Annotated in this window: 20 protein-coding genes and 1 pseudogene; 10 read left to right on the top strand and 11 right to left on the bottom strand. The window is 51.0% G+C overall.

The window, feature by feature from the left end; genetic code table 11:
• Positions 1-22: 22 nt before the first annotated feature.
• Entirely contained in the window at positions 23-2824 is a 2802-nt protein-coding gene (locus tag AC27K1_RS07325; protein WP_487149461.1) for a M16 family metallopeptidase, read from the bottom strand.
• Positions 2825-2979: 155 nt separating this feature from the next.
• Here AC27K1_RS07325 and AC27K1_RS07330 point away from each other — a divergent pair, with 155 nt between their 5' ends.
• From AC27K1_RS07330 to AC27K1_RS07345, 4 genes are all read left to right on the top strand, one after another.
• Positions 2980-3102, top strand: a complete 123-nt coding sequence (locus tag AC27K1_RS07330) for a hypothetical protein (protein WP_487149462.1) — start codon at positions 2980-2982, stop codon at positions 3100-3102.
• Between the two features lie 35 nt (positions 3103-3137).
• Positions 3138-3983, top strand: coding sequence for a CvfB family protein (locus tag AC27K1_RS07335; RefSeq protein ID WP_487149464.1), 846 nt, complete (start codon positions 3138-3140; stop codon positions 3981-3983).
• 202 nt (positions 3984-4185) lie between these two features.
• Positions 4186-4629 (top strand): arsenate-mycothiol transferase ArsC, encoded by a 444-nt coding sequence (locus tag AC27K1_RS07340; RefSeq protein WP_487149466.1) that lies wholly within the window; start codon positions 4186-4188, stop codon positions 4627-4629.
• A 290-nt stretch (positions 4630-4919) separates the two neighbouring features.
• Positions 4920-6422, top strand: coding sequence for a hypothetical protein (locus AC27K1_RS07345; RefSeq protein WP_487149467.1), 1503 nt, complete (start codon positions 4920-4922; stop codon positions 6420-6422).
• Between the two features lie 259 nt (positions 6423-6681).
• Here the strand turns inward: AC27K1_RS07345 and AC27K1_RS07350 are convergent, their stop codons facing one another.
• A complete protein-coding gene (locus AC27K1_RS07350; protein ID WP_487149469.1) occupies positions 6682-8169 on the bottom strand; it encodes a C69 family dipeptidase in 1488 nt (495 codons plus the stop codon).
• A 323-nt stretch (positions 8170-8492) separates the two neighbouring features.
• Between AC27K1_RS07350 and AC27K1_RS07355 the strand changes: the two genes are divergently transcribed.
• The gene (locus AC27K1_RS07355; RefSeq protein WP_487149470.1) at positions 8493-9236 is read left to right on the top strand and encodes a thiopurine S-methyltransferase; all 744 of its coding nucleotides are present in this window, start codon (positions 8493-8495) and stop codon (positions 9234-9236) included.
• A gap of 5 nt (positions 9237-9241) precedes the next feature.
• Here the strand turns inward: AC27K1_RS07355 and AC27K1_RS07360 are convergent, their stop codons facing one another.
• The gene (locus AC27K1_RS07360) at positions 9242-9904 is read right to left on the bottom strand and encodes an HAD family hydrolase (RefSeq protein ID WP_487149472.1); all 663 of its coding nucleotides are present in this window, start codon (positions 9902-9904) and stop codon (positions 9242-9244) included.
• Positions 9905-9982: 78 nt separating this feature from the next.
• Here AC27K1_RS07360 and AC27K1_RS07365 point away from each other — a divergent pair, with 78 nt between their 5' ends.
• Positions 9983-10660, top strand: a complete 678-nt coding sequence (locus tag AC27K1_RS07365; protein WP_487149474.1) for a GNAT family N-acetyltransferase — start codon at positions 9983-9985, stop codon at positions 10658-10660.
• 162 nt (positions 10661-10822) lie between these two features.
• A pseudogene (locus tag AC27K1_RS07370) lies at positions 10823-11077 on the top strand (hypothetical protein); the annotation flags it as partial.
• A gap of 61 nt (positions 11078-11138) precedes the next feature.
• Here AC27K1_RS07370 and AC27K1_RS07375 read toward each other — a convergent pair.
• Together AC27K1_RS07375 and AC27K1_RS07380 are read right to left on the bottom strand one after the other, a co-directional pair.
• Positions 11139-12167 (bottom strand): DUF2804 domain-containing protein, encoded by a 1029-nt coding sequence (locus AC27K1_RS07375; protein ID WP_487149475.1) that lies wholly within the window; start codon positions 12165-12167, stop codon positions 11139-11141.
• Between the two features lie 78 nt (positions 12168-12245).
• The gene (locus AC27K1_RS07380; RefSeq protein WP_487149477.1) at positions 12246-13268 is read right to left on the bottom strand and encodes a phospholipase C/P1 nuclease family protein; all 1023 of its coding nucleotides are present in this window, start codon (positions 13266-13268) and stop codon (positions 12246-12248) included.
• 337 nt (positions 13269-13605) lie between these two features.
• Between AC27K1_RS07380 and AC27K1_RS07385 the strand changes: the two genes are divergently transcribed.
• Entirely contained in the window at positions 13606-15282 is a 1677-nt protein-coding gene (locus tag AC27K1_RS07385; RefSeq protein WP_487149479.1) for a wax ester/triacylglycerol synthase family O-acyltransferase, read from the top strand.
• Between the two features lie 127 nt (positions 15283-15409).
• Here AC27K1_RS07385 and AC27K1_RS07390 read toward each other — a convergent pair whose 3' ends face one another.
• Positions 15410-15904: a DUF2505 domain-containing protein gene (locus AC27K1_RS07390; protein WP_487149481.1), complete on the bottom strand. Its 495-nt coding sequence runs from the start codon at positions 15902-15904 to the stop codon at positions 15410-15412.
• Positions 15905-16108: 204 nt separating this feature from the next.
• Here AC27K1_RS07390 and AC27K1_RS07395 point away from each other — a divergent pair, with 204 nt between their 5' ends.
• Positions 16109-16450 (top strand): phasin family protein, encoded by a 342-nt coding sequence (locus AC27K1_RS07395; RefSeq protein WP_395182544.1) that lies wholly within the window; start codon positions 16109-16111, stop codon positions 16448-16450.
• Between the two features lie 41 nt (positions 16451-16491).
• Here the strand turns inward: AC27K1_RS07395 and AC27K1_RS07400 are convergent, their stop codons facing one another.
• From AC27K1_RS07400 to AC27K1_RS07415, 4 genes are all read right to left on the bottom strand, one after another.
• A complete protein-coding gene (locus tag AC27K1_RS07400; protein ID WP_487149483.1) occupies positions 16492-17928 on the bottom strand; it encodes a wax ester/triacylglycerol synthase family O-acyltransferase in 1437 nt (478 codons plus the stop codon).
• A 213-nt stretch (positions 17929-18141) separates the two neighbouring features.
• Positions 18142-18906 (bottom strand): hypothetical protein, encoded by a 765-nt coding sequence (locus tag AC27K1_RS07405; RefSeq protein ID WP_487149485.1) that lies wholly within the window; start codon positions 18904-18906, stop codon positions 18142-18144.
• A 511-nt stretch (positions 18907-19417) separates the two neighbouring features.
• Positions 19418-20854: a sensor histidine kinase gene (locus AC27K1_RS07410; protein WP_487149487.1), complete on the bottom strand. Its 1437-nt coding sequence runs from the start codon at positions 20852-20854 to the stop codon at positions 19418-19420.
• Positions 20854-21594, bottom strand: a complete 741-nt coding sequence (locus AC27K1_RS07415; protein WP_487149489.1) for a response regulator — start codon at positions 21592-21594, stop codon at positions 20854-20856. The genes AC27K1_RS07410 and AC27K1_RS07415 overlap by 1 nt, the downstream gene beginning before the upstream one ends.
• 244 nt (positions 21595-21838) lie before the next feature.
• Here AC27K1_RS07415 and AC27K1_RS07420 point away from each other — a divergent pair, with 244 nt between their 5' ends.
• Positions 21839-22297 (top strand): hypothetical protein, encoded by a 459-nt coding sequence (locus AC27K1_RS07420; RefSeq protein ID WP_487149491.1) that lies wholly within the window; start codon positions 21839-21841, stop codon positions 22295-22297.
• Positions 22298-22435: 138 nt separating this feature from the next.
• Here the strand turns inward: AC27K1_RS07420 and AC27K1_RS07425 are convergent, their stop codons facing one another.
• Entirely contained in the window at positions 22436-23884 is a 1449-nt protein-coding gene (locus AC27K1_RS07425; protein ID WP_487149492.1) for an EDR2 domain-containing protein, read from the bottom strand.
• Between the last annotated feature and the right edge of the window lie 216 nt (positions 23885-24100).

The raw sequence follows: 24100 nt of genomic DNA on the forward strand, positions 1-24100 counted from the left end.
GACGATCAAAAATAGCCTGCGACTACTGTGCGACGGGGTTCCCTTCCCTGTTTAACACAACCACCTGACCAATGTTCAGCTTTTCAATATCCGCTTTTATCTTGCTGAGATCACCGATAACCAGCCAGGTGAAACGATCCGGATGCAGCGAGGTTTTCGCTGTTTTCCGGATGGTGTCCTTACCCGTGTTTTCGACACGACTGGCATAGTCATACATATGGCTGTCCGGCAGGCCGTATTCAACCAGGGTGCTGACGGAACCCAGCAACGCGCCATTGGTTTCATAACTGCCCGGCAGCTTGTTGATCCGGTTGGTTTTCACCAGGGCCAGTTCTTCGTTAGTCGCCGGTTGGTTACTGATGTAGGCCTGGTATTCCTTCAGCATTTCCGCCATGGCTTCATCGGTCTTGTCGATCTGGACCGAGGCGGTGGCCATGTAAGGACGCTGTCCGCGAGCATTGCGGGCATAGCTGTAGGAACCATAGGCCCAGTGTTTGTCTTCACGGAGGTTCATGTTCAGTCGCGAGGTGAACTGACCGCCAATTACGTCATTCATCAGGCCGAAAGCCAGTGCCTTGTCATCGTTCAGTGGCATGACCAGCTGTGATGCGATGATGGTGGACTGGCTGGCGCCGGGGTAGTCAATCAGGTAGACCGTTGATTTGCCGGGCTCCGCGACCTTATTGATGGTTTTCCCGGGCATGGGCTCTGCGGGCGCCTGCCAGTGGGACAGTGCTTTTTCCAGTTTGGGCAGCAATTCTTCCATGGAGGTGTCACCAGTGACAATCAACGTGCCGTTATCGGGACGTATCCAGGTCTTCCAGTAGCCCACCAGATCGTCCCGGGAAAGTGAGGAAACGGTATTGAGCGTACCGCTGCCACTCCATGGGGTGTTATAGGCATGACCCGGACCGTAAAGCAGTTCCGGCAGAATGCGACCGGCAATGCTGCGGGGGCTGGCCTTTTCCTGGCGAATACCATCCAGCATGTTGCTGCGCAGGCGTTCCAGGTCAGTCTCGCTGAAAGCCGGTTGGGTCAGCACATCCGCCATAATGGCAAGAGACTGGTCCAGGGTGACCTTGAGGCTATCCAGGTAGACGCTGGACGTATCGAAGTCGTTACCGGTACTGAGGGAGGTGCCGATGGTTTCGAGTTCTTCGGCCAGCTCCAGGGAGGTTTTATTCGCTGTGCCTTCATCCAGCATTGCCATGGTCAGACTGGGCAGACCCGGTTTGCCAAGACGTCCTGAGAGCCCGCCGTCAAACTGCAGTTCCATGCTAACTACCGGTGTCTGGTGGCGTGGGGCGAGTACAACCTTGAGACCATTGCTGAGCGTAGCGCGCTCAAGGGCGGGCAGGGAGAGTGATACCTTGCCATCCGTTGATGGCAGCTTGCTGCGGTCAGCGCCCTCTGCGGCGTGCTCGTAATCCGGGAAGGGCGTGATATCCAGCACATAGGCGCCACTGCTCAACCATTTTTCTGCGGCTTTGCGAATCATGGCTGGTGTAGCGCTTTGCATGGTGTCAAAGCTTTTCAGGTAGTGGCCGGGATCACCAAAATAGACCTCACCATGTGCCAGAATGTCGGACTTGCCGCCAAAACCGCCGACGCGTTCAGTGCCTCGTACAAAGCCTGCAGCCTGGCTGAACTTGATTCGCTGGAGCTCTTTGTCTGTGGGACCTTTCTTCAGGAATTTCTCCAGTTCTTCATCAATGATCGCTTCGATATGGGACAGGCTGACACCGTCCTTTGCATCGGCAACGATCATGAACTGGCCTGCCAGCATACGGTCATAGACAAAGGCGCTGACGGATGTGGCAAGCTGCTCATCATGGACAAGACGCTTGTAGAGGCGGGAGTTCTTTCCGCCAGCCAGCACATCTGAGGCGAGTGACAGATATTCTGAATCGGTGCTGCCCGCAGGTGCGGTGTTCCAGACTTTCATGATGCGAGCCTGGGGCACACGATCCTGCATGGAATCCCGTTTTTCTTCTGTACGCTTGGCGATCCAGCTGTCCATTTTGGCCAGCGGCGGGCCCGCAGGAATATCGCCAAAGTAGAGGTTGGCCTTTTCACGGGCTGTTTCCACGTCAATATCGCCAGCCAGTACCAGTACGGCGTTAGAAGGGCCGTAATAGGTTTTGAACCATTCTTTTACCAGATCAAGATCCGCGGCATCGAGGTCTTCCATGTAACCAATGGTGGGCCAGGAGTAAGGATGGCCTTCCGGAAATGTCTGTTCCGCCAGACGATTCCATACCTTGCCGTAAGGCTGGTTTTCACCCTGGCGTTTTTCATTTTTCACGACGCCACGTTGTTGATCCAGTTTCTCCTGGGTGATTGCGCCGAGGAAATGTCCCATGCGATCCGATTCCATCCACAGCGCCATATCCAGCGCGGGAGTGGGCACCGTTTCGAAATAGTTGGTGCGATCGGTATTGGTGGTGCCATTCTGTCCGGTGGCGCCGGCTTCCTCAAAGGGACGGAAAAATTCATCGTCGTAGTTTTCCGAGCCCTGGAACATCAGGTGTTCAAACAGGTGCGCGAATCCGCGTTTGCCCAGGCTTTCATCCTTGGAACCGACCTTGTACCAAAGATTGACCGCAACCACCGGTGCCTTGCGATCCTCGTGGACGATAACTGTCAGCCCGTTATCCAGGGTGAATTTTTCATACTCTATCGCGGTTTTGGGCAGTTGCTGGATGGCAGCGGTTGAAGTGTCGGTTGACAACAGGCTGGATGACAGGGAGTTACAGCCTGCCAGCAGTGTTGAGCCAAGCGCCAGTACAAGCAGGGTCTGTTTGAGTTTTGGTTTTTGCATCATGGTGTGCTGCTGCTGGTTACCTTACTGGTATGAGACGGAGGGTTTAATAATGACGATAGACAATGAATCGGTCATTTAGTTCCGTGGCAGTTGTGATTGTCGTACTAGTAAAAGACGAGTACCCATCAGGGTCAAGTGGAGTCCGGTGTTTATTTGTGACTAAGCAGGGGGCATGTTCACTGGCGATGGAAATCAGTAAGGGCAAACGCAGGGCTTACACCGGCGTTGATCATGTAGGTATTCATGTGACGATCTTTGCCGATGCGTCCTGTGTATAATGACTGATTGTTGTGGAAGTGAGTCATCCCCCGTCATGCCCGGAAAAGTTGTCAAAGTTGGCCGCCGCAATCGGCTGACAGTCGTCAGGCAGGTTCCTTTTGGTGTTTACCTGGAAGGCCAGTTCTCTGAAATTTTGCTGCCCAAGCGTTATGTCCCTGAAGGTGCTGAGGTTGGGGATGAACTGGAGGTATTTGTTTATCTGGATTCAGATGATATCCAGATAGCGACAACGGAAACACCGTTGGCCCAGGTGGGTGAGTTGGCCTGTCTGAAAGTGGTTGAGGTGAATGCCACGGGCGCATTTCTGGACTGGGGGTTGCCCAAAGACCTGCTGGTGCCTTTCAGTGAGCAGAAGCAGCGTATGGTCAAGGGGCGCTCCTATATTGTCGCTTTGTACCTGGATGACAGAACCCGTCGGATTGTTGCCTCCTCCAAGGTTGATAAATTCATGAACGACATGCCTGTCCGCTATCAAAAGGGCCAGACGGTTTCACTGTTGATTGCAGACCGCACCGATATCGGTTACACGGCGATTATTGAGGATTGTCACTGGGGCGTTATTTTCCACAATGATATTCATCAGTCGATCCGCTACGGTGAGCGCCTTCAGGGGTATATCAAGCAGGTTCGCCCGGATGGCAAGATTGACCTTTGCCTGTCCAAACCCGGTTTTGACAAGGAGGGCATGGCGGACCTGAGTCAACAGATTCTGGATGCTGTGCAGCGTCATCAGGGTTTTCTTCCCCTGAACGATAAAAGTGATCCGGCGCTAATTCAGAAACAGTTTTCTGTCAGTAAACGCACCTTCAAAATGGCGATCGGGGCACTGTACAAACAGCGGCTGATTACTATTGAAGAGGATGGTATTCATCTGAGTTAGTAGTCAGATTGTTTTGGGCTTTAAATGGACGTTAAGCCCATAACTGAAAAAAAGATTGTTCGAATATTTTAATAACATCATGGCGTTTTTTGATTCTTATAATATGTGGATTTTTTAATAGGAAGTGCTTTATTAATAATGATGTGTTTTCTCGGTGTTGTTCTTTTGTGGGGTGATATTACTGTACTGTCAGGGAGTGGTAATGGAAAAAGTTCTTTTTTTATGTACAGGGAATTATTATAGAAGCCGTTTTGCAGAAGAATATTTCAATCATTTTGTACGTATACATCATCTTCCTTATGAAGCATTTTCCCGTGCATTGCTTCAGGATCTCAGTGCAACTGGCAATGTCGGAAATATGGCAGAGGAAACAGTCAGGGCCCTTGAGGCGATTGGCGTACAGGTGCGAGGTCTGAATCGACAGCCTCTTAGCCTGAAAGAGCAGGACATGCTCGATGCGGATATCATTATTGCCATGGATAAGGTAGAGCATCAACCAATGCTTGAAGCGCATTTTTCATCCCTTTCCCAAGCTGTTCGTTATTATACGGTAAAAGACGTTGACCAGGTGCCTGCCCCGGAAGCGCTGACACAATTACGCCGGTTTTTGGATCAGTTACTCTCTGAACTGGGACATAACCAATAAACTCAAACGAGAACTCTGACCGGCAACATCGCTGGTTTTCAGCTCCTGCTACTGATGGACTGTTATAGTCGTGAGTGGTGGCATGGAAACTGTCCAATACCATAGTTTTCAATAGATTTCCGGATATCTTGATCAAATCATTTCTTAATGAACAAGAGTATAAAAGAATTTTTTTAATAAGTGATTAGTTGTAATTATTCGATTTGGTTTGAACGATGCTGAGGCATAGTTGTCTGAGTTGTTAGTTATGATGACTTTGGTGCTATTTAAATTATTGCTAAGGTGATTCGATGGATGAAAGACTTTCTCGTTTAAGCTTTTGTGGGGCTTTTTCATATGGTTACTACAAGGCACAAAATGAATGCAAAGGACGGTTCTGCAGTTTTCTGAATGCATTTTGCGTGTCGGTTAAAATTAAATTGTTTGGAGGTTATAAGGTTGATTCTTGTGAGGTTGATAAATTATTAAATGATCCAAGGTATAAAGATGCAAGGTTTGTGAAAGAAATAAATATCAGTCTCACGGAGAGAAAATCAGAGGTCTTATCACCAGGATTAGTGAATAACTTACTGACAACTGGTGAAGTCGTTGTACAGAATGACAGTCACAATGAAACGGGTTTGAATGAAAGTCATTGTGGCAATATCGTTGAGACTGAAAATTCCCCTGTAAACACTAATACTGATGAGGACATTGGAGTTCATGCAAGGATGTCTATTGCTGATGTCGAGTCATCTCGAACGGAAGAGATGCAAGTATTACCAGAAGATTTGAACAATGAGCCAGATATCAATGATAACAAGAGAAAAGAATTCAGAGAGCAATTAATAGAGTTTTTAACCAACTCCACATACGGTGACAAAAAAGCATTTGATTACTGTGGTGGTTCTGTTTTGATAGGGATTCTAAAGCCTGAGCACACTGTTTTTCATCGTGGCGAAGACGAATATGGGCTTGAAATAAAAGCAAGATGGAAGGTCGAAGGTAAAGAGGCTGCTTTAGAAGGATTGCGTGATCGGGGTTTTGAAGAATACTCGTATGGTAAAGGGTTGTATTTATCCCAGCAGACAGCGAAAGCGTGGACTTACGGTGCGAGGGTGATGAAAGATCACAGCAGGGTAATTTCAGAGTATTACTTAAAAAATGATATTAAGGTGCTTGAGGTTGATGATGAAAAATTAAATAGTGGAGATTTGAAGCGAAAATTACAAGAAGATTTCGAAAATGTTGTTAAGGCAATGAAAGAGTCTGGTTTTATTATCTGTAAAGATAAAACAAGGGGTGACTGTTCATTGGAGCGTCAACAGTTTCCGGATAGCAAGGTGAATGGATTGAGTGTTTTAAAATTGCTTGAACCCTCGTCGGTTGAAAATATAAAGTGCCTGGATCCTGATTTTCTTGATACAAAGCTGTCGATACCAATAGACAAAGAAACAGCCAAGACAATGAAAATGAAGGAAGTTCGCATTGAAGACGAAACAAAGCTTGAGAATATTGGTGAACGTGATGTCTATGAAGCAAGCGACGATAAAAATGGACAGAAGATAAATGTTTTTCGCCTATGTGTGGAATTGCCCAAAGAATTTATACCTTTCAGGAGGGGGGCTGATACGGAAAAGAAATATTTTATTCGAAAAGAAGGGAGTATCTTTATTCGCGTCAAACCTCCAGCGCCTGTATCTTATAATGATGGAAACAATCCAGGTTGCAGGGTGAATTATACGGATAGAATTGATTCGTTAAGAAATCAATTCTATGTGCAGTATGTGGCTGCAAATAACAATACTGATTGAATATTACCTTGCATCTTCTGAGCTGGTGCTGATAACAGTAATACAAGCCATGGGGCTCGTCAGGTAAGGATTTCAGCGTATACGTTTGTGCAGTCAACACCGCTTTGGAACAGTGCCGGGAATGACGTACTGCCTGAATCCGCCGGTTTCAAATTCGTAACCATCACATCACATGACATGATATGGAAAGAATGGCTGCCCACAGTCATTCCCGGTAACGCCGGTCATGACTGTGAGAGTTATGGCATCGTCCAGGGGGTCAGAGATTCTTGATCTTCTCAAACTCCTCCGGGCTGTACTTCTTCTCGGTACTGCGGGTGAGATCGGTCATCAGCTGGGATTTCAGTTCCCGGGCTTTGTCCAGCGTACGGCTGAGCAGGCCATTGGAATAGTCGTTGGCGAACTGGATGGCCGTGGCGGGATCCTCCGTGTAAAGGGTCTTGAGCATGCTGTTGATGTAAGGCTGGGCGCTGACATACTGGATTTCCACCTTGTCCCACACCGAGCGCACAACCGGTGCATACTTCCCGTCCATCACGTGCTTGTTGGTCAGCGTGCCGAGGCTGCGGTAGGTCCACCAGGCGGACTGGTCGTCATACTGGTCGGTGCCGATGGTATAGGCATACGGGATTTCATCCATGGCGTTGAAGATGGGGACAAAAGCCGTGTCCTCAACGGTGCCCATGGTTTGCCAGATCACCGCTGACAGCTCTTTCGGCATATCAGGATACATTTCGATGATATGGCTTTCCGCCTGGCGGTCGATCCCGATGGGACGGTCAGACTTGCCTTCCAGTGCGGTACCCTCGTAATCCGCCCGCAGGACGTTGGCTACATCCAGAACACTGATCTTTTCATCGGGTTTCATGAACAGCGGATATTGTGCCTGACGAGGCTTCTGCTTGATTGAAGGGGTCAGCAGTTTCTGGCCGAGCCATTCGCGGTCAGTGTTGTAGGGATCGTCAATGACGCCGAATGCCCTGGCGAAGTTAAAGGATTGGCGATCAGGATTCTTCAGCAGGTTGTGTTTTTTAACAAAGTCATAGACGCCACGGGAGGCCATGACATTCTGTTTGTCATTCAGGTCGACGCCGTGGATACGCAGGCCGTTTGCCATGATCAGGTACTGGTCATCCGGCACCCGTACCGCCATCCAGTGGTGGCCGGAACCAATTTCCATGTACCAGATTTCATTCTTGTCCGAGAACTGGACGCCGTTGCCTTCGCCTGCGCCGTATTGTTCAACGTAGTGTCCCAGCAGCTGTACCGCTTCACGGGCGCTCTTGGCCTGGGGCAGGATCAGGGTGGGCATGACTTCTTCGATGATGCCGGTATCCACCAGGGGATCCGCCGCCCTGGCCTTGTCATTGACTTCGGCGCTGGTGGTGGAGGACATGGCGACGTTGTATTCATTGACGCCACGCTCTTCGAACACCTTGCCGTCATTGGCGTGCTGGTAGGCATCCCAGTCTGCGATGCTGGTATAGCGATAGGCGACGCTGGGCGCTGGCACCTTCAGGCCGTTGGACAGGGTCCATACCGTGCCTTCTTCGATGGTCTCGCGGGGATGCACGACCATGTGCTTGGCCCAGTTGTTGATGGAGAAATCTTCGTTGCGGGCAATGATCAGGGCGCCGCTGGCCGAGGCCTTCTTGCCGACGGCAACGGCGGTACAGGCCTGGGCGGTCGGTACCATGATGGCGCTGGTAATGGCAACGGCGAGGATTTTTTTGCTGAACGTAGTCATGGAGATTGCAGCCTCCAGATGGCGTTGTGATGAATGAGGAGCCTTGCGGACAGGGGTAGGGTTATCACCAGTATGGTCGACAGGCGACCGGTGATGGGTCTGTTTTCATCGGCTGTTGTCAGGGTAGACCCTGAAAGCAGGGCGCTGACAGCCGGCCCCGTTCCGGATGGGGGCAATCTACGCGGTCTGGGCTAGCATGGTGTTGATTTGTATCAAGGAATGTCGGGTCGGCGGACATTGCCATGCCGGACTGGCGTTTACACGGATTCGGTATAGTCTGAGAGCACATCAATAACCTCAAACTATCAAAGTCAGAGCCTTTTATGTACAACATGCTGCTGCGTTGTCGCTATGCCTGGTTTTTGTTTGCTGTTGTGATTGCCATTAAGGAGGGACGTGCGATGGAAACCCAAGATTGGGAGCAGGCCTGGACGGAGGGGCAAACCGGGTTCCATCGGCAGGACGCTAATCCCCTGCTGATTAATTACTGGCCCACATTGGCAGTGGGTGAGGATGAATCGGTTTTGGTTCCACTCTCCGGCAAAACGGTGGATATGGTCTGGCTGTCTCAACAGCATCATCATATTGTGGGTTCTGAAATCGTGGAGCAGGCGGTAGCCTCTTTTTTTGCCGAAAATGCGCTTAAGCCCGAGATAACGTCGCAAGGTAGCCACACCTGGTGGCAAGCCAGTAACATCACGATCATCCAGGGCGATTTTTTTACGATACCCGCGGGTACTGTTGAGGCCTCAGCGTTTTATGACAGGGCTGCCCTGATTGCGATACCCCATGAGCAACAAGTCGCTTATGTGGCAGCGATGATGGCGACAGCGCCTGCGCTGGAGCATGGGTTACTCATCACGTTGGATTATGCCCCCATACTGGCTGGTGGTCCTCCTTATGCTGTCGGGCCGGACGCGGTAGACGCACTTTATGGTCAGTGGTTTGACGTGAAATTGCTCGGTTCTGCGCCACCGGAAAGGATACCTTCCCGAATGGTAGAGAAGGATGTGTCTTCACTGGTGGAGCATGTCTTCCAGCTTACCCGGAAAAAACGTTTATCCTGAACCGGTTAAAGCGTTTCGTGTGAGAGGTAGCCAATCACACGGAAGAGGTCAGGAAGAATCGCCTGGGCTTTTTCCTGCACCTCAGTATCCGGGATGTTGAGATCGGGAATCATAAGGCTATGACAGCCCGCCGCCAGTGCAGAGCGCATGCCGGTATTAGAGTCTTCCAATGCCAGGCAGTCAGCGGGATCGATGGCCAGCGCTTTGGCGGCCAGCAGGTAAGCGTCGGGTGCCGGCTTGGGGTGGTTGATCATTTCCCCGGAAACAATAACCTGAAAATAATCAGACCACGGATAACTCGCCATCACCCGATCAATTTTGCCCTGATGGGCCGAGGTAACCAGCGCCATGGGAATCTGATGTTCCTGCAGGAAAAGCAGGAGTTCCTGGCTGCCCGGCTTGCAGTCAATGCCGGCTTCCCATCCTTCTGTTTCCCGTGCGGCCAGCTGTGCCTTGAATGCAGCTAACTCAAATCGGTTTCCGCCGAGTTCTTTAATCAGCTGAAAGCAATCTGCCAGGCGGATACCGATGAATTGCTGGTAGACGGTATCGTTAAGATCAATGTGGAAATCTGCAGCCGTTGCCTGCCAGATTCGCTGGTAGAAACGCTCGGTATCAATCAGGGTGCCATCCAGATCCAAAAGAACGGCGGCGGGTGTAAAAGGCATGGCACGGGTTTCCGGTTATTCTGTGGCTGGGATTATCGGTTTTGTGGGCAGGTTGACTCAAGGCCGGTGTGTGATTTTGTGATTTGCGGTAACGACACCTGCCACGACTATGGCATTATCAAAGACACCAATAACAGCAATAACAATGATGCCACCATGATCGCCCATAGCGCCGGAACCCGCTTTCCGCTGTTTGATGATTATTCTGTTGAAATTCTTGATGACCATGCATTTCTGCCGTTGTTGGAGCAGCATCGAGCCCAGGTCTTTGCCAACACACTGACCTTTTCTGCCTGGGAAGCCCTGAACGCGACAGAGCAAAAAGCGCTGGAGTCATGGCAGCAGCATGCGGATAGCCTTGTACGGTTAAATCTTACGCTTTATCAGGGCGATGCGTTTATCGGCTGGAGTTGGGGGCGGCAACTTGACCAGGAAACGTTTTATATGGCCAGCAGTGCATTGCTGGAGCCCTGGCGCCGGCGAGGCATCTATTCCGCCCTGTTGCGCTGGCTGCTGACGCAGTTGAGCGCACAGGGCGTGCAAATTGTTCGCAGTCGTCATCTGGCGACAGACAATGCCATTATCATCCCCAAACTGAAGGCAGGCTTTGTTATGACCGGGATGGAACTCTCGGATGTCGCCGGAACCCTGGTTCAACTCAGTTACTTCTTCAATGAGCGGCGACGGCAGGTACTCGATTTCAGGGCCGGTTTCCGGCTGGCAGATCGGGAGATTCTGGAACAGTTGTCTCTGTAATCCTTGTCCCATGTCAACTCAGGGTGTTTTTTTCGGGGGATATAATCATCTGGACAGGTGGTGTTACCTGAAATCAAAGCATGAGGGGAGCAGGTTATGTACGAAAAAATCTGGTTGGCGGGCCTGGGTGCCTACGCCCGTTCCGAGAAAAAAGGTCAGGAAGGCAAGGCGTTCTTTGACGAGCTGGTGGTAGATGGCGAGAAGGTACGTGATCGCGCCAGCGGCAAGATCGAAGAACTGAAAGGCAAGGCCAAAGACAGTATTGGCGAAGTTGTCGACAAGGTGCGCGATATCCTGAAGCTGGAAAAGGACAAGGACACTGAAGAGCTGTCCCGTCAGATCGAATCGCTGAGCAAGGCTGTCAGCGAACTGGCTGCTGTTGAAAAGAAAACTGCACCGGCTAAGAAGTCTGCCTGATTTCATAGCTGAAATAAAAAAGGCTGCCTGAATAAGCAGCCTTTTTTTATGTGTTTCGGCTTTACCACTTGGCGTAATGTTCTTCGGTAAAGCCATACTGGTCACGGATCGTGATCACTTCGCCATCCGTTGTTGTCAGCGTTCCGTTGTAACGACCAAACATCTGGCTGAAATTACTGGCCATGATCAGGAAATTGTTTTTTTCCGCCTGACAGCCCTCAGGTGTGAACTGCAGGTCGACGTTGCCATCGCCGGATGTAACCCGCCAAGTGTCGTACAGATTAGCCGGATCATAATCAAAGATCAGGGTGTCGATCTTGTGCAGGGTGCCATCGACCCAGAAACAGTTCTCGGTATAGCTCGTCTCGTTGACACCGCAGGCGCCATTAAGGCCAATCACACGTCCGTCGTCCAGTACGCCGGAGAAACAGGACCAGTTCCAGAAACAGCGGCGACGGAGGTATCCGGCGGTCCAGTCCAGGGTGGCACAGGCGTTGACAGTCTCCAGGTCAAAATTACCCAGCGAGCTGCGGATTTCTCCTCGACAGCGTACACCTGCTACTTTTTGTGTGAAGGCGAAGCCGGTCAGGTCTGCCGGCGTACAGATACGCATGGGCGAGAAATCCTGCTCGGAATAAGCCATATCAATGGCGGTGCCATCCTTCAGTCGAACCGTCAGTTCCCGCAGTCCGGTCTGTGGATTGATCGCCATGTGGATCTCGTTGGCGCCGGAGCGGAACAGCCAGTTGCCAGCATCGGGGCTCAGGCTGGTTTTGTGGAAACCGCCAAATCCCGGCGCCTTGAACTGGTAGTTTTTGAAGGCGCGTGTTTTGGGATTATACAGGTAGAGAAAGGCGACAACCGCCAAACGGGTGTCGACAATGGCGCAGCCGGCAATGATCTCCGGGCTGATAATCGACATGAACTGGAACTGGTTAAAGCCAAACCATCGGCGCAGCTTACCGGCTTTGTTCCCCATCGGGGTTTTCAGATTGAAATCCCGGTAATTAATCGTGTCTACCGGTTGCTTGAAAATCCCCGTCCTGACCCTGCCGCGGTCATCAATCAGATCCATTACTGCGTCGTTCATTGCTATCTTGTCTGTTCGAGAGAGCCCGGACGTATTGCCCGGGTTTGATGGTTATTATCGTCGGTTTGTCCAACAGCCTCAGAACCGCTCAGCGGCATGGTTGAGAATATGCACAACCATGGCGATGGCATGGGGGATCACCTGCCTGGCAACACGTACCCGGTCATTGTGATCCTGACTGCTCAGTACGATACCACCATTGGCATAGGAATAGGCACCGCCCTGGGTCAATAACGGGCGTATTTCCGGGTTGCCGGGAACGGGCGGCGTCAGGTTCAGCAAGGCCTGTTCTACCAGTGTCGTTTCATTGAGGTTTTCCTGGTCGTAATAATCTTCTACCCAGCCTTCCCAGCCTGAGTGATTATGGTCGGATGTCGTCCAGGTGTGGTGGGGTTGCAGCAGGTCGGTGGTGTGCAGGGTGAAACCGAGGGTTTGAATGGTCGGCTGGCGCCAGAACTCGTTGTACCAGTATTGCCCGAGGTTATCGATGGGCTGGAACGGGATTTTCTCAAAATCCTTGTACATGGATTTGCTGGAGTAGCTGCCCTGGCGGTAGTTGGCTTCGGTAATGCCATAGCTGTTGTATTCCGAGTCCTCACGGCCAAACCAGCCTGCCATGCCGCCACGGCCATCATCCAGGTGATCGCCAACCAGCCAGGTGGCGGCCATATTGTCGATGGCGCCCCACACTGTCAGCTGATCGTAGTTGTAACCACCAATATCATTGCCGTGGCTGTCCGGCCCACGGGTATGGTTCTGGAAGTGCCAGTAGGAGGTATAGGAGACGATTGAAGCTCCCAGTCCCCACACCGGCGCCCTGACACAATCGCCGGTGATGGCGCCACACATATAGGTGTCTTCAAAGTCATCCACGTCAAAGGCGCCCTGACCAAGACGATCTGCGAGTTGGTCAATGGATATTCCAGCGGCCTGTGCCACCGACTGAAGCCGGTTATAGGCCGTAGTATCTGGATTGGCGGCCATGTAGTTGACGGCGTCAATGACGATCCGTTTGTGAGTCGGTTGCGTGAAAGCATGGACATCAGCCGTGGCGCAGACCAGCAGTCCGGCGACTGTGGCGGAGGTAAATAGGCGGTTCATGGGATTTCCTGTCTGACTTTTTATTGTGTTTTATTATTCTTATTAGTCTGTGGTTACTGTTGTATTAACCCTTCATGAAAGCCGAGCACCGTGCTCGCTTTGAATCGGTGCTCTCGTCGCCTAGTGTACCGATGTTTGTCAGTGGTGTGTATGCAATCTGTCGATCCGGTCTGTTTTCCGTTAATCCATGCATCCCAGTGTTTAATCTGTGACAAGAGTCCCGCTTTCGGTTGACGCCTGTATTTTTTGACATGAAAATTGCTAACCAATTTTTCACACGTCAATAAACACGCGACAGGTAGCGGGAAGTCACCAGCGTCGCACAAGGCAGGAGCTTATGGAGCAGCTATCCGCACTTGATACCGCATTCCTTAACCTGGAAACAGGGAGCACACCGATGCATGTCGGTTCCCTCGGTATTTATGATCAGTCCACCGTTCCGGGCGAAAAACTCGGTTTCAAAGACATTATCCGCTATTTCGAAAGCCGTCTGCCAAAAGTGCCTGCACTGCGTTCGCGCATGGTTGATGTGCCCATGGGGCTGGATTATCCCTACTGGATCTCTGATCCCGATTTCGACATTGAATTTCACCTGCGTCATATTGCCCTGCCACATCCGGGTGACTGGCGTCAGCTGTGCATCCAGGTAGCGCGCCTGCACGCCCGCCCGCTGGATATGGGGCGTCCGCCGTGGGAAATCTACGTTATTGAAGGGCTGGACAAGATTCCTGGCCTGCCGGAAGGCAGCTTTGCCATTGTCAGCAAGGTGCACCATGCCCTGGTCGATGGCGTTTTTGGTGCACAGTTGATGGCAGCCATGCACGATCTTGGCCCTAACACCAAGATCAACCTGCCCGACAAGCCCTGGATTGTCGATCGCGTTCCGACAGGTGTTGAACTGCTGAGCCGTGCGGCGTTCAACAGTGTTCGCAACGTGATGAACAAGGGCAAGGTACTGGGGCGCTATGCGCTGCCTGCGGCGACCAATATCGTTAAGAAAAAGCTGAGCGGCCAGAGCTGCAACCTGTTCAGTGCGCCGAAAACCCGCTTCAATGACCGGGTCAGTTCACACCGTGTTTTCGAGGCGGTGTCGTTTGATCTGTCCGAGATCAAACAGGTTAAAAATGCGCTGCCGGATATCACCCTGAATGATGTGATGGTGAATATCGTGGCCGGTGCGCTGCGTCGTTACCTCAAGAGCAAGGGCGAGTTGCCGGAAGAATCCATGACCGGCATGCTGCCGATCTCTGTACGTCCTGATGCCAAGCAGAACCAGCAGGGCAACCAGATCTCGTTCATGTTCCCGAAGATCTATACCGACATTGAAGATACCGTGGAACGTTTGAAGGCGATCAACAAGGCGACAGCTGCCGGTAAAGATACCAACGAACAGTTTGGTGGTGGCCAGGCGCTGGAATCTGCGGCCCTGTTACCAACGACGGTGACTAACCTGATCATGCGTTCACTGGTGAAGTACAACGTCACCAATTATGTGAAGCCGTTGTTCAATACCGTGATCACCAACGTACCCGGTCCCCAGCTGCCGCTGTACCATGCCGGTGCGAAACTGGTCAGCTTCTACGGTAGCGGTATCTGCTACGACACCATGGGGCTGTTCCATATCCTCTTCAGCTACAACGGTAATATCACTATAAGCGTGACTTGCTGTCGTAACATGATGCCGGATCCGGCCTTCTATGCGGATTGTCTGCGTTATTCCTTCAAGGAAATGCAGAAGGCGCTGTTGGGTGAAACCAAGAAAAGCAACGTTGTCACACCGATCAAGAAAGCCTCCGACAAGAAAGCTGTAGAAACAGCCAGGCCGGCGACTGAGGAAGCAAAAACGACAACGGCACGTTCAGAAAAAACCGCTACGACCAAACCGGCTGCAGAAAAGAAAACCACTGCCCGTAAAACGGTACGTAAAAAATCTGCAACAACAAACGTAGCAGCAGCAAAACAAACTGAACCCGGTGCGGAGAAAAAAGAAACGGTGAATGTCAAAGAATCGTAAATAATTAAAGAGGGCTGTTATAGCCCTCTTTCTTTTTGCGCTGGAAACAGCCTGTTGTTAAGTTTGATTAGGCTGTTTTTGTTCCATTGAATACCGTTTTACGGCATTCAATGGTTTCGTTTTGATTTTATTTTTCGGATGTGCTGCGAATATAGTGATATTCACTTTCCATTTGCTGTTCAGTATTTTGACCAACAAATTCCGCTAATGCTTTTCCAACCAGTGGCACGCTGCTGTTGATTTCAATATCAACAATATTAACGCAGCCGTTTTCTTCTGGTTGCAGCGTCATGTTGCCGTTGATTTTGACAGGAACGCCATCAATATCGATGCGCAGCTCGCAGGAATAGCTGCCATCGCTGTTCTTGTTCCAGTTTTCACGCTGGCGGACACGGTTCCACTCACCGGCAAATTTCTTCAGCATGGCAGGGATTTCATCGCCTACAGGGACTTCACGGCGACTGTCGATGCTCAGGGTATCGGGACCTGTGGTGAGATCCTTGATACGGAATTTTCTCGATCCTAATGCTTCGTATTTGTCACTGACAGTGGTTTCGGAAGCAAAGAATGCGTAAATATCTTCGACGGAAGCTGTATATTGATGTCTTGCAGTTACTTTCATTGTGACGTCTGTTCTTTTGGTCAGGATTAACAGGTTGTTTTTTCAGGCTTATTATATCGACGAGATTCGTTGAATGTCATTTCAATAGCCGTTTTTTTCTCGCTGAATACAAAGATTACATATGTTTACGTGTGTGATAGCAGTCTATATAATTCGAGGCGCAGTACAGGCAGTAATTTAAAATGATACAGGGGAGTAATGAATATGTACGAGAAGATCTGGCTTGCGGGCCTTGGAGCGTATGCCCGTTATGAAAAGCTGGGCCAGGAAGGCAAGAAGTTGTTTGAAGAGCTGGTTGAAGACGGTGAAGACGTCCGTGATCGCGCCAGTGACAAGGTTGAAGAGCTGAAAGGCAAGGCTCAGGACAAAATCAACGAGACCATTGCCAAGCTGAAAGAGATCGTTCGCCTGGATAAAGGTGATGACGTTCAGGATCTTTCTCACCAGATTGAAGAACTGAGCAAGGCGGTTAAGGCGTTGGCCGCTGCTGAAAAGAAGACCAAGGCTCCTGCTCGCACCACTGCGGCTGCCAAGAAAGCGTCCTGATTTTTTTAGCCGGCTACTCAGCCGGCTTTTTTTCTCCCGCTCTACGCACCTTCCTCGACAGGTTCTGCCGCCATAATCGCATGTTGCAATTTTTCAAACGACTGTTGCAGGCATTCCATGTAAAACGCTGGATCCGGCATCATATTCCGGCAGGCGGTGACTGAAATGGCAATATTACCGTTGTAGCTGAAAGCCGTGTGGGCAAGACCGACAGTGTCGTAAATCATATCCAGCCCGTAACTGGCTACCATGCGGGCGCCAACGTGATACAGCGGTATATGGGGACCCGCCACGCTACTGATAAAGGTATTAAACAGTGGGTGCGCATGCCGGGTGGTCTGATAGGTGACCGCTGCCTTCAGTGACATATCCGCCAAAGTGTTGGGGAAGAGTTTGGCGGCATCATCAGCGATCTGCCAGTCCAGCCAGGTAGACTGGTTCCGGGCACGATCCATATGGGCGGCAATGCGTTCCAGGCGCTCAAGGGGATCGGTGATTTCCGTGAACAGCCGCGGGAACACGTAGGAAAAATGGTGTACCCGCTTTTCGTTGGTCTTGGGTGAACGGTCTGGCACCGGGAATATGGCACGCAATGACTCATCCGGCAATTCGCCCTTGGAGCGCAGATAGCTACGCAAACCGCCGGCAATAATGGCGATGATGACATCATTAAAGCGGGTTTGTGGACGGGCATCACGAATCGCCTTGATCGCATCCAGCGGGAAGCTGATGCCATCGAACGAGCGGTGGTACGAAATACGTTCATTGAAGCGGGTGCGCGGTGCGTAGCGGATGCAGGACTTGCGGGTGGCGCAGTTTTTTAACAGCCCCTTGGTGACCGGCAGTGCATACCTTTGTGCGACATGGGCGTAACTGCCCAGTATCTTGACGCGATTGACAGCCGCACGGCTTAGCAGTTCAACGCTGGTAGGCACCCGTTCAACAGTGAGCGGACGATCTGGCAATTGCGTCATGGTGCCACTATCAAGGTCATGCAGTGCTGCCAGTAGTTGACCGCCTATTTCGCGGTCCAGTATGGCGCGGTGAACCTTGGTAAGGATGGCAAAGCACCCGTTGGGCAGTCCTTCAATGTTGTCCAGCCCTTCAATGATGGTGGCTTCCCAGAGCGGGCGGTTCAGATCCAGTGGCCGGGCATGCAGGCGTGCAACCTGGATGCACAGTTGACGCCAGTCGCCTGGTTTCGGCAGTGAGATATGGCGCAGGTGATACTCAATGTCGAAGTCCGGATCTTCGATCCAGTAGGGGTAGTCCAGGTTAAAGGGGACCTTGACCGTACGCAGCCGCAAGGGCGTCAGTTTATGCAGGCGCGCCTTGAAGGTGCGTATGATTTCCTTGAAACGGACCTGACCGGTTTTGCTGGTCTTCTGGTCATAGATGCAGAGCAGGCCCACATGCATCGGGGTACTGCTGCTCTCCATATGGAGAAAAAGATTATCTTGTGGTGAGACCTGGTACATGGCGGTCAGTCGTTCCCGGTAAGAAGCACCTTGTTATCTCTGAAGCGTACCGGATCAATCGCAGTTTGCGCTGACCTGGATTAATGTTCGTACGCATCAGCGGGATCTGGAAAGCAACGTCCTGCTGTCGGGGGTGCTGGCTGTCGCTGAACGTGAAGGGATGATAAGTAACTGGTGTCGCTATTACCAGTATTTATACATAATGCAGACGTTTCAGGTCAGCAGGCGCAGGGTGCCTTCATCCATGCGCTTCCATTGGTTGTCCGGCATGGCGAGCCGGTCTGCCATTACGTAGAGGGCCCGGGGGTTGAAGATGATGCCGAGGTGGCTGGCACCGACGGCAATGTTCTGGGACAGTTCCGTCTCATCAACCTTGGCGATCTGCCAGGCGACCACGCCATCCTGTTTGGTATAGATCGAGGTAAAGGCGACACCGGGTACCGGGTGTCGGATTTTCTCTACCCGTTCTTCGATCTCTTCCCGGCTCATGTTGCGACCAAAGATCTTGAGATAGATATCCCACAGGCTGGTGTTTTCCATGGAGCCACCAATCGGGCTGGCAAGCGTGATGACCTGGCGGATCATTTCCGGATGCTTGCGGGCAACTTCCCGGGCCAGAACACCGCCCAGACTCCAGCCGACCAGGCTGATTCGGTGGCCGGATGTGAGATAAAGTTCTTTGACGCGCTCAGACAACAGTGTCTCAATATCCCGACTGCCGGTAGGACCGAGGTTAACCCCCAGTTTCCAGGGTTGGGCGTTATAGCCGAATTTCCGGAGTTGCTTGCGCAGAAATGCGGTGGCGGGATCGCTGGTCATAAAGCCAGGCAGTACCATGACCGAATGGCCATCGCCCCTGGGGGCCCGGTTTAGCAGAGAGCGCTCTTTAACAAGGCTGGCGACATCCTTGACTGCTCGTATGGCATCCAGAGCGGTGTCCAGCTTGCTTGGCGCTTTGATGGCTTCTTGTTTGCTCATTCTACTGCCCGATTGTGTTTCTGTTGCCTGCGATTGCTGTCCTTAACCTGCAGGTCCTGACTGCCTTTCCCTGAAACGTTGATCGCCTACCCGCATCCCCATCTTATTTTGGATGATGGTACGAATTTAGGTGCAGTATGTTCAAGTATATAACAATCCTATGGGTAAAAGTTGGCTATTATGCATGATTGTTTTTTACCGAAGTCAGTGTAACAAACTGTACCGTGTTATAGGTGTGTTTGAACAGAAATGAACAGGGGGTCAGTGTCGTTTATAACGCTATGGCAGGAAGATAAAACGAATCTGTTTAAATGGTGAGCAGTTTGTCAGCAGGCTTGTGGTTTCGGGGGATAACGTTGAATTTCCAAAGTAAACAACAGGTTTATCCACAAAAGCTGTGGATTATGGTGTAGGCGATATCGCACGCCAGGCAGGGTGAAATACCTATTGCCGGCTATATCCACCCCATAATGTCCCTGTTTTTCTGTGTGTCTGAAGATGTTTGTTTTTTCTATTCTCCGGGCAGTGTGACAGTGACCTGAAGACCCGGATTCAGGTTCTTCAGCGCAATATTGCCCCCATGGTTGTGGATAATGGTACGGGTAATTGCGAGCCCAAGGCCTATACCGCCGGTGTCGCGATTGCGAGAATTTTCCAGGCGATAAAAGGGTTCGAACACTTTCTCCATCATTGCTTCTGGAATGCCAGGGCCTTTGTCGATGATGGTCAGACGGATGCCCCGGTTTTCATGGCTGAGGGATACCTCGGCAGATTCCCCATATTTGACGGCATTTTCGACCAGGTTGCGAATGGCTCGTGTCAGGCTGACCGGACGGCAGGACAGCACTGCATCCGGACCTTCGTGGAACGTGACTGGCATCCCAAGCTCTTCGAGGTCATCACAGATGCTGGCCGTCAGGGCATTGATATCCACACGACGTGTGTCTTCCTGCTTGGCGGCTTCCCTGGCAAAAGAGAGCGTCGCTTCTGTCATGGCCTGCATTTCTTCCAGTGTCGCAAGTAGTCGCTCTTTTTCAGGGGAGTCTTCCAGCAGCTCTATCCGCAATCTCAACGTGGTAATCGGGGTTCGCAAATCATGTGAGAGTGCTGCAAGCATACGGGTGCGATCAGCAACAAAACGCTGCAGACGTTCATGCATACGATTAAATGCGTGAATCGTCTGACGAATATCCTTTGGCCCCCGCTCTTCAATGGTCGTGACGGTTTCGCCAAGACCCAGGCGGTTGGCCGACTGGGTCAGTTCTCCCAGGGGACGGGTGATGCGCCTGACCATCAGGATAATCACCAGCATCAGCATGAAACCACTGAGTAGCAGAAACAGACCGGTTTGCCGGGCGACCAGCGGAGGAATGGACGGCGTTCTGGCAGAGAGGTTTAACCATTGTCCATTATTCAGCTGGATGGAGAAATTCACAAAAGGCGCTGCAGGTTTGCCTGAGTGAAAGTCAAACCGCCGGTGTGAAGGATTTCTGCAAGTACGACGACTGTTTTTTGCCCACTCTTGCGAGTTCCGTCGGTGGCTGGGGTGCATGCAATGGGGTTTTCCATAGCGGCTTAACCAGGCGCGCACCCGGCCACGGTATGGCGCGCCCAGCTCACGGCTGAGCTTGGCAATGAAGCGCAGGTCCTGCCGGGACTCGGCGTCTTCGGGAATATGGCTGTTGCTGTCCAGCCAGAACGTGGCCGGTGCTGTGCTGGCAGCCTTGACCATACGGCTGTGAAAGGTTTCTGGCGTTTCGTCCAGCAAGCGCGTCAGAGTGATAGTACGCTGGATCAGTTGCAGTTCGCTGGCATCGTAGATCACGTTGCGATGTGCGCTGGAGAGTATCCAGAGACTGATCGCCTGGGCTGACACCAGCGTAATAAGAACGACGATGACCATTTGTCCGGCCAGACTGGATGGCCACAGTCGTTTAAGAAATGCCATTACTGTTCCGTGACCTCGGGCGTAAACAGGTAACCACCGCCCCAAACCGTTTTAATCAATGTCGGGTTGCGGGGGTCTTCCTCGATTTTTTTGCGCAGTCGGCTGACCTGGTTATCGATGCTGCGGTCAAAGGGCATGGCCTCGCGTCCCTTGGTGAGATCCAGCAGTTGATCCCGACTCAGTACACGGCGTGGATGGTGAATAAAGGTGGTCAACAGGCGATGCTCTGCGGTGCTCAGTGGCAATACGACGCCTTCCCGGTTTTCCAGTTGGCGCTGATGAACATCGAGCACCCAGCGATCAAACAAGATTCGGTTACTATCAGTTTCCGGCTGTGGTTCAGAGGGTATGCGCTGTGCTCGCCGTAATACCGCCTTAATGCGGGCTAACAGTTCCCGGGGGCTGAAAGGTTTGGTGACATAGTCATCGGCGCCCATTTCCAGCCCGACAATTCTGTCGGTCTCTTCGCCCATGGCTGTCAACATGATGATCGGAGGACCATCCTGTTCCCTGACGTGCCGACACAGGCTGAGGCCATCTTCCTCGGGCATCATCAGGTCCAGCACAATAAGATCAATACCGCCTTCCTTGAGAACGTTTCGCATAGCCCGTCCTCCGTCGGCAAGGCTGGTGCGATAACCGTGCTGCTGCAGGTAACGGCCCAGCAGGTCTCGAATCTCGTGGTGATCGTCAACCACCAGGATATGGCCTGAGGTGTCTGTGCGTCCCGGATGATCCATGGCATTGGTCTTCTGTCTTACGTAACTGTGCCCATTATATTCCGTTGGGACAGGCGTAAGCTGTATCAAAATGTCGCAGAAAAGCCGGTTTGTCACACTTTATGACAATAAAGTCAGTCCCCGGGATAAACCGGTTACACCGTGGCGATTTAATGGTTGCTGTCAAGGGTTGGAAAATCACGGTAACGCAGAAACCGGAACCATTACCAGCCCATAACGCAAACAGCATGAGAAGGTGATACGTATGAAAAAACAAACCATAGCACTGGCCCTGGCGGCAATCATGGCTTCGGGTTCCGCCATGGCGTGGCAGGGTGGGAATGATGGTGGCCATTGTAATGGTCGCGGCTATCACAAGGGCATGTCCGGACATCACGGCAAAGCCATGATGGACCGTGAGTATACCGCTGATGAAATCCGTACCCTGGTGGAAGCGCGGCTTCTGCAGCGGGGCAACGACAATGTTGAAGTGGGTAAGGTCACACCCACCGATGACGGTTACACAGTCACTATCGTCACCAAAAACAAGAAGGATCTCGTCAGGGAGCTGGAGCTCGGTAAAAACGGGATTCCCCTGAAAAGGCTGAAGGCATGGGAAGAACGGCAGGCGCGTAAGCAGGCTGATGGCAAGCCACTGGCAGCCTCTTATCTTTACCAGATGATTCCGCCGACGGTGGCAGAACAGCTGCAGGCATCTGTCTGAAAAGCAAGGTCATTGTTTTCATGGTGTCGCCCATTGGGTTTCGCGATTGTGATCCTGGTGGGCGTGTCTGGTTATATCGATGAAACAGCGAATTGGATGCCTGCTTGATTGATACCCGCTTGACAAGGCTGCACACGCTTATTGTATCAGGCAACGAGTAGGCTGCTGTTGCTGGATGTCGCTTTCACTGCCCCCATCTGAATCTTCAATGGTGACAGTGGTGGGAGGCTCTTGTGTTACTGTACCTGGATCATCAGCTTGAGGTGTCTCTATTTGATCTTCAGGGATAGCATCCTCTTCATCAAGATTTACAATTCCGGATCCTACTCCTAAAGTCGGTTGATCCAGGGTGATGCCAAAGGCTACGGCTTCTGATGTTGGTGTTTCTGCAATGAGGCTGATATCTACACGTAAGTGAGGTGCATCTTCAAGGAACGGTGCCACATAGGTGCTTGGATCGTTAGGGCCGGTATAGCCTTCGGCACCGGAGGATACGTCTATATCTATTTCAATATATTTGTTGTTATCTCCAATATAGTATTCTTGCTTTGCGGCACCTTTCCAGCTAAACAGGGGGCGATAAAGTGGCCAGCGATTAAGAAATGCGGCTTTTACGTGTGTGCTCCATGAATAATTTCCCTCTAAGTATGGGACATAGGCAAATGTTTTGAATGTCTTGTCTCTGGCTTCTTTATCATAACGATGGATGAAATCCCATAATATTTGGCCGAGCTGTTTTTTACTGAGTTTTTTGTCAAGCTCTTCATCAGCAGCTGCCTCGTTTTGGCTGATGTCTAGTGAGGCATATTTGTTTCGGTAGTCTTCAAAGCTATCAGGGTTTCTATGGAATGTAATAAATGAGCGCTTGGTATCGCTTCCTTCTGCAGGAGGAAGGATATAATTTAAGGCAATGAATGATCCATCTTTTTCTAATATTGAAGCAAAGGTTGTTCGTAGTTTTGCAACTATATCAAAAAAACGTATTGGGTCTGATGATTCGAATAAGTAGGCGGCTTCATAATTGAATTCTATTTCGGTTCGATATAGCTTTATCCCATCATCCTGGTATGTTGGGCCTCTTACAAGCCTAGGCTCAGCATTGGCTTGCAGTGGCCTAATAGCTCCTTTAGTAGGTTTAAATGGCTTAAATATTTTTGAGCTTGGCGCGATCTCATAGTCAGATCCTGCTTCTGAATCTGTGTGTGAATTAGAGTAGATGATATCGTCTGAATCAGTTGGGATGTCGCCAGGTGAAGCATAACAATCAGCATATCTGATTCGTTGCCTTGTAACTGATCGATTCTCTATTGGGGTGGGTTGGCTTGAACAGTTACAACAGCATTTTTTACAAAATAAACCGATTGCTATAACGAAAGCAATGATTTTTTGATAGCAAATTTGTACGCATGAAAAAACCCGGTTTCCAACCCTTGCAGCCTTACTTTCATTGCTACTGCTATTGCTATTGCTATTGGCTGGAGTATGGGGGCCTGTGCCAGGTATCGTTGCGGGAAGCTGATGGTTTTCGCTCTGGCTGTTATTCGATCCTTGATTTTGATTGCCAGTGGTAACTGATGGAATATGCATAAAGGTATCAGGTTTTCATGGATTGTATGAAGCTGAGACTTGTTGCTTCTTTAAGAGTTCATTCTTGAAAAAGCTTTGTTGTGTGTACATGTGTTTTGTTAGTTTTAATGCTGCTTATTGTTAGAAGCGTGTTGGTTGCTCCTAATTGGCAATTTTTATAATTGCGTTTTGGTAAGGGCAGGCTGATACTCGATGATATGCCTGCCTTTCAAACGC

Source organism: Kistimonas ophiarachnellae (assembly GCF_057552235.1).

Bases quoted from the DNA above. Each gene is read 5' to 3' on its own strand.
- AC27K1_RS07360 (WP_487149472.1), bottom strand. From the start codon at position 9,904: ATGCCTTTTACACCCGCCGCCGTTCTTTTGGATCTGGATGGCACCCTG.
- AC27K1_RS07325 (WP_487149461.1), bottom strand. From the start codon at position 2,824: ATGATGCAAAAACCAAAACTCAAACAGACCCTGCTTGTACTGGCGCTT.
- AC27K1_RS07395 (WP_395182544.1), top strand. From the start codon at position 16,109: ATGTACGAGAAGATCTGGCTTGCGGGCCTTGGAGCGTATGCCCGTTAT.
- AC27K1_RS07390 (WP_487149481.1), bottom strand. From the start codon at position 15,904: ATGAAAGTAACTGCAAGACATCAATATACAGCTTCCGTCGAAGATATT.
- AC27K1_RS07335 (WP_487149464.1), top strand. From the start codon at position 3,138: ATGCCCGGAAAAGTTGTCAAAGTTGGCCGCCGCAATCGGCTGACAGTC.
- AC27K1_RS07355 (WP_487149470.1), top strand. From the start codon at position 8,493: ATGTACAACATGCTGCTGCGTTGTCGCTATGCCTGGTTTTTGTTTGCT.
- AC27K1_RS07420 (WP_487149491.1), top strand. From the start codon at position 21,839: ATGAAAAAACAAACCATAGCACTGGCCCTGGCGGCAATCATGGCTTCG.
- AC27K1_RS07345 (WP_487149467.1), top strand. From the start codon at position 4,920: ATGGATGAAAGACTTTCTCGTTTAAGCTTTTGTGGGGCTTTTTCATAT.
- AC27K1_RS07385 (WP_487149479.1), top strand. From the start codon at position 13,606: ATGGAGCAGCTATCCGCACTTGATACCGCATTCCTTAACCTGGAAACA.
- AC27K1_RS07405 (WP_487149485.1), bottom strand. From the start codon at position 18,906: ATGAGCAAACAAGAAGCCATCAAAGCGCCAAGCAAGCTGGACACCGCT.
- AC27K1_RS07425 (WP_487149492.1), bottom strand. From the start codon at position 23,884: ATGCATATTCCATCAGTTACCACTGGCAATCAAAATCAAGGATCGAAT.
- AC27K1_RS07410 (WP_487149487.1), bottom strand. From the start codon at position 20,854: ATGGCATTTCTTAAACGACTGTGGCCATCCAGTCTGGCCGGACAAATG.
- AC27K1_RS07380 (WP_487149477.1), bottom strand. From the start codon at position 13,268: ATGAACCGCCTATTTACCTCCGCCACAGTCGCCGGACTGCTGGTCTGC.
- AC27K1_RS07375 (WP_487149475.1), bottom strand. From the start codon at position 12,167: ATGAACGACGCAGTAATGGATCTGATTGATGACCGCGGCAGGGTCAGG.
- AC27K1_RS07340 (WP_487149466.1), top strand. From the start codon at position 4,186: ATGGAAAAAGTTCTTTTTTTATGTACAGGGAATTATTATAGAAGCCGT.
- AC27K1_RS07415 (WP_487149489.1), bottom strand. From the start codon at position 21,594: ATGGATCATCCGGGACGCACAGACACCTCAGGCCATATCCTGGTGGTT.
- AC27K1_RS07350 (WP_487149469.1), bottom strand. From the start codon at position 8,169: ATGACTACGTTCAGCAAAAAAATCCTCGCCGTTGCCATTACCAGCGCC.
- AC27K1_RS07400 (WP_487149483.1), bottom strand. From the start codon at position 17,928: ATGTACCAGGTCTCACCACAAGATAATCTTTTTCTCCATATGGAGAGC.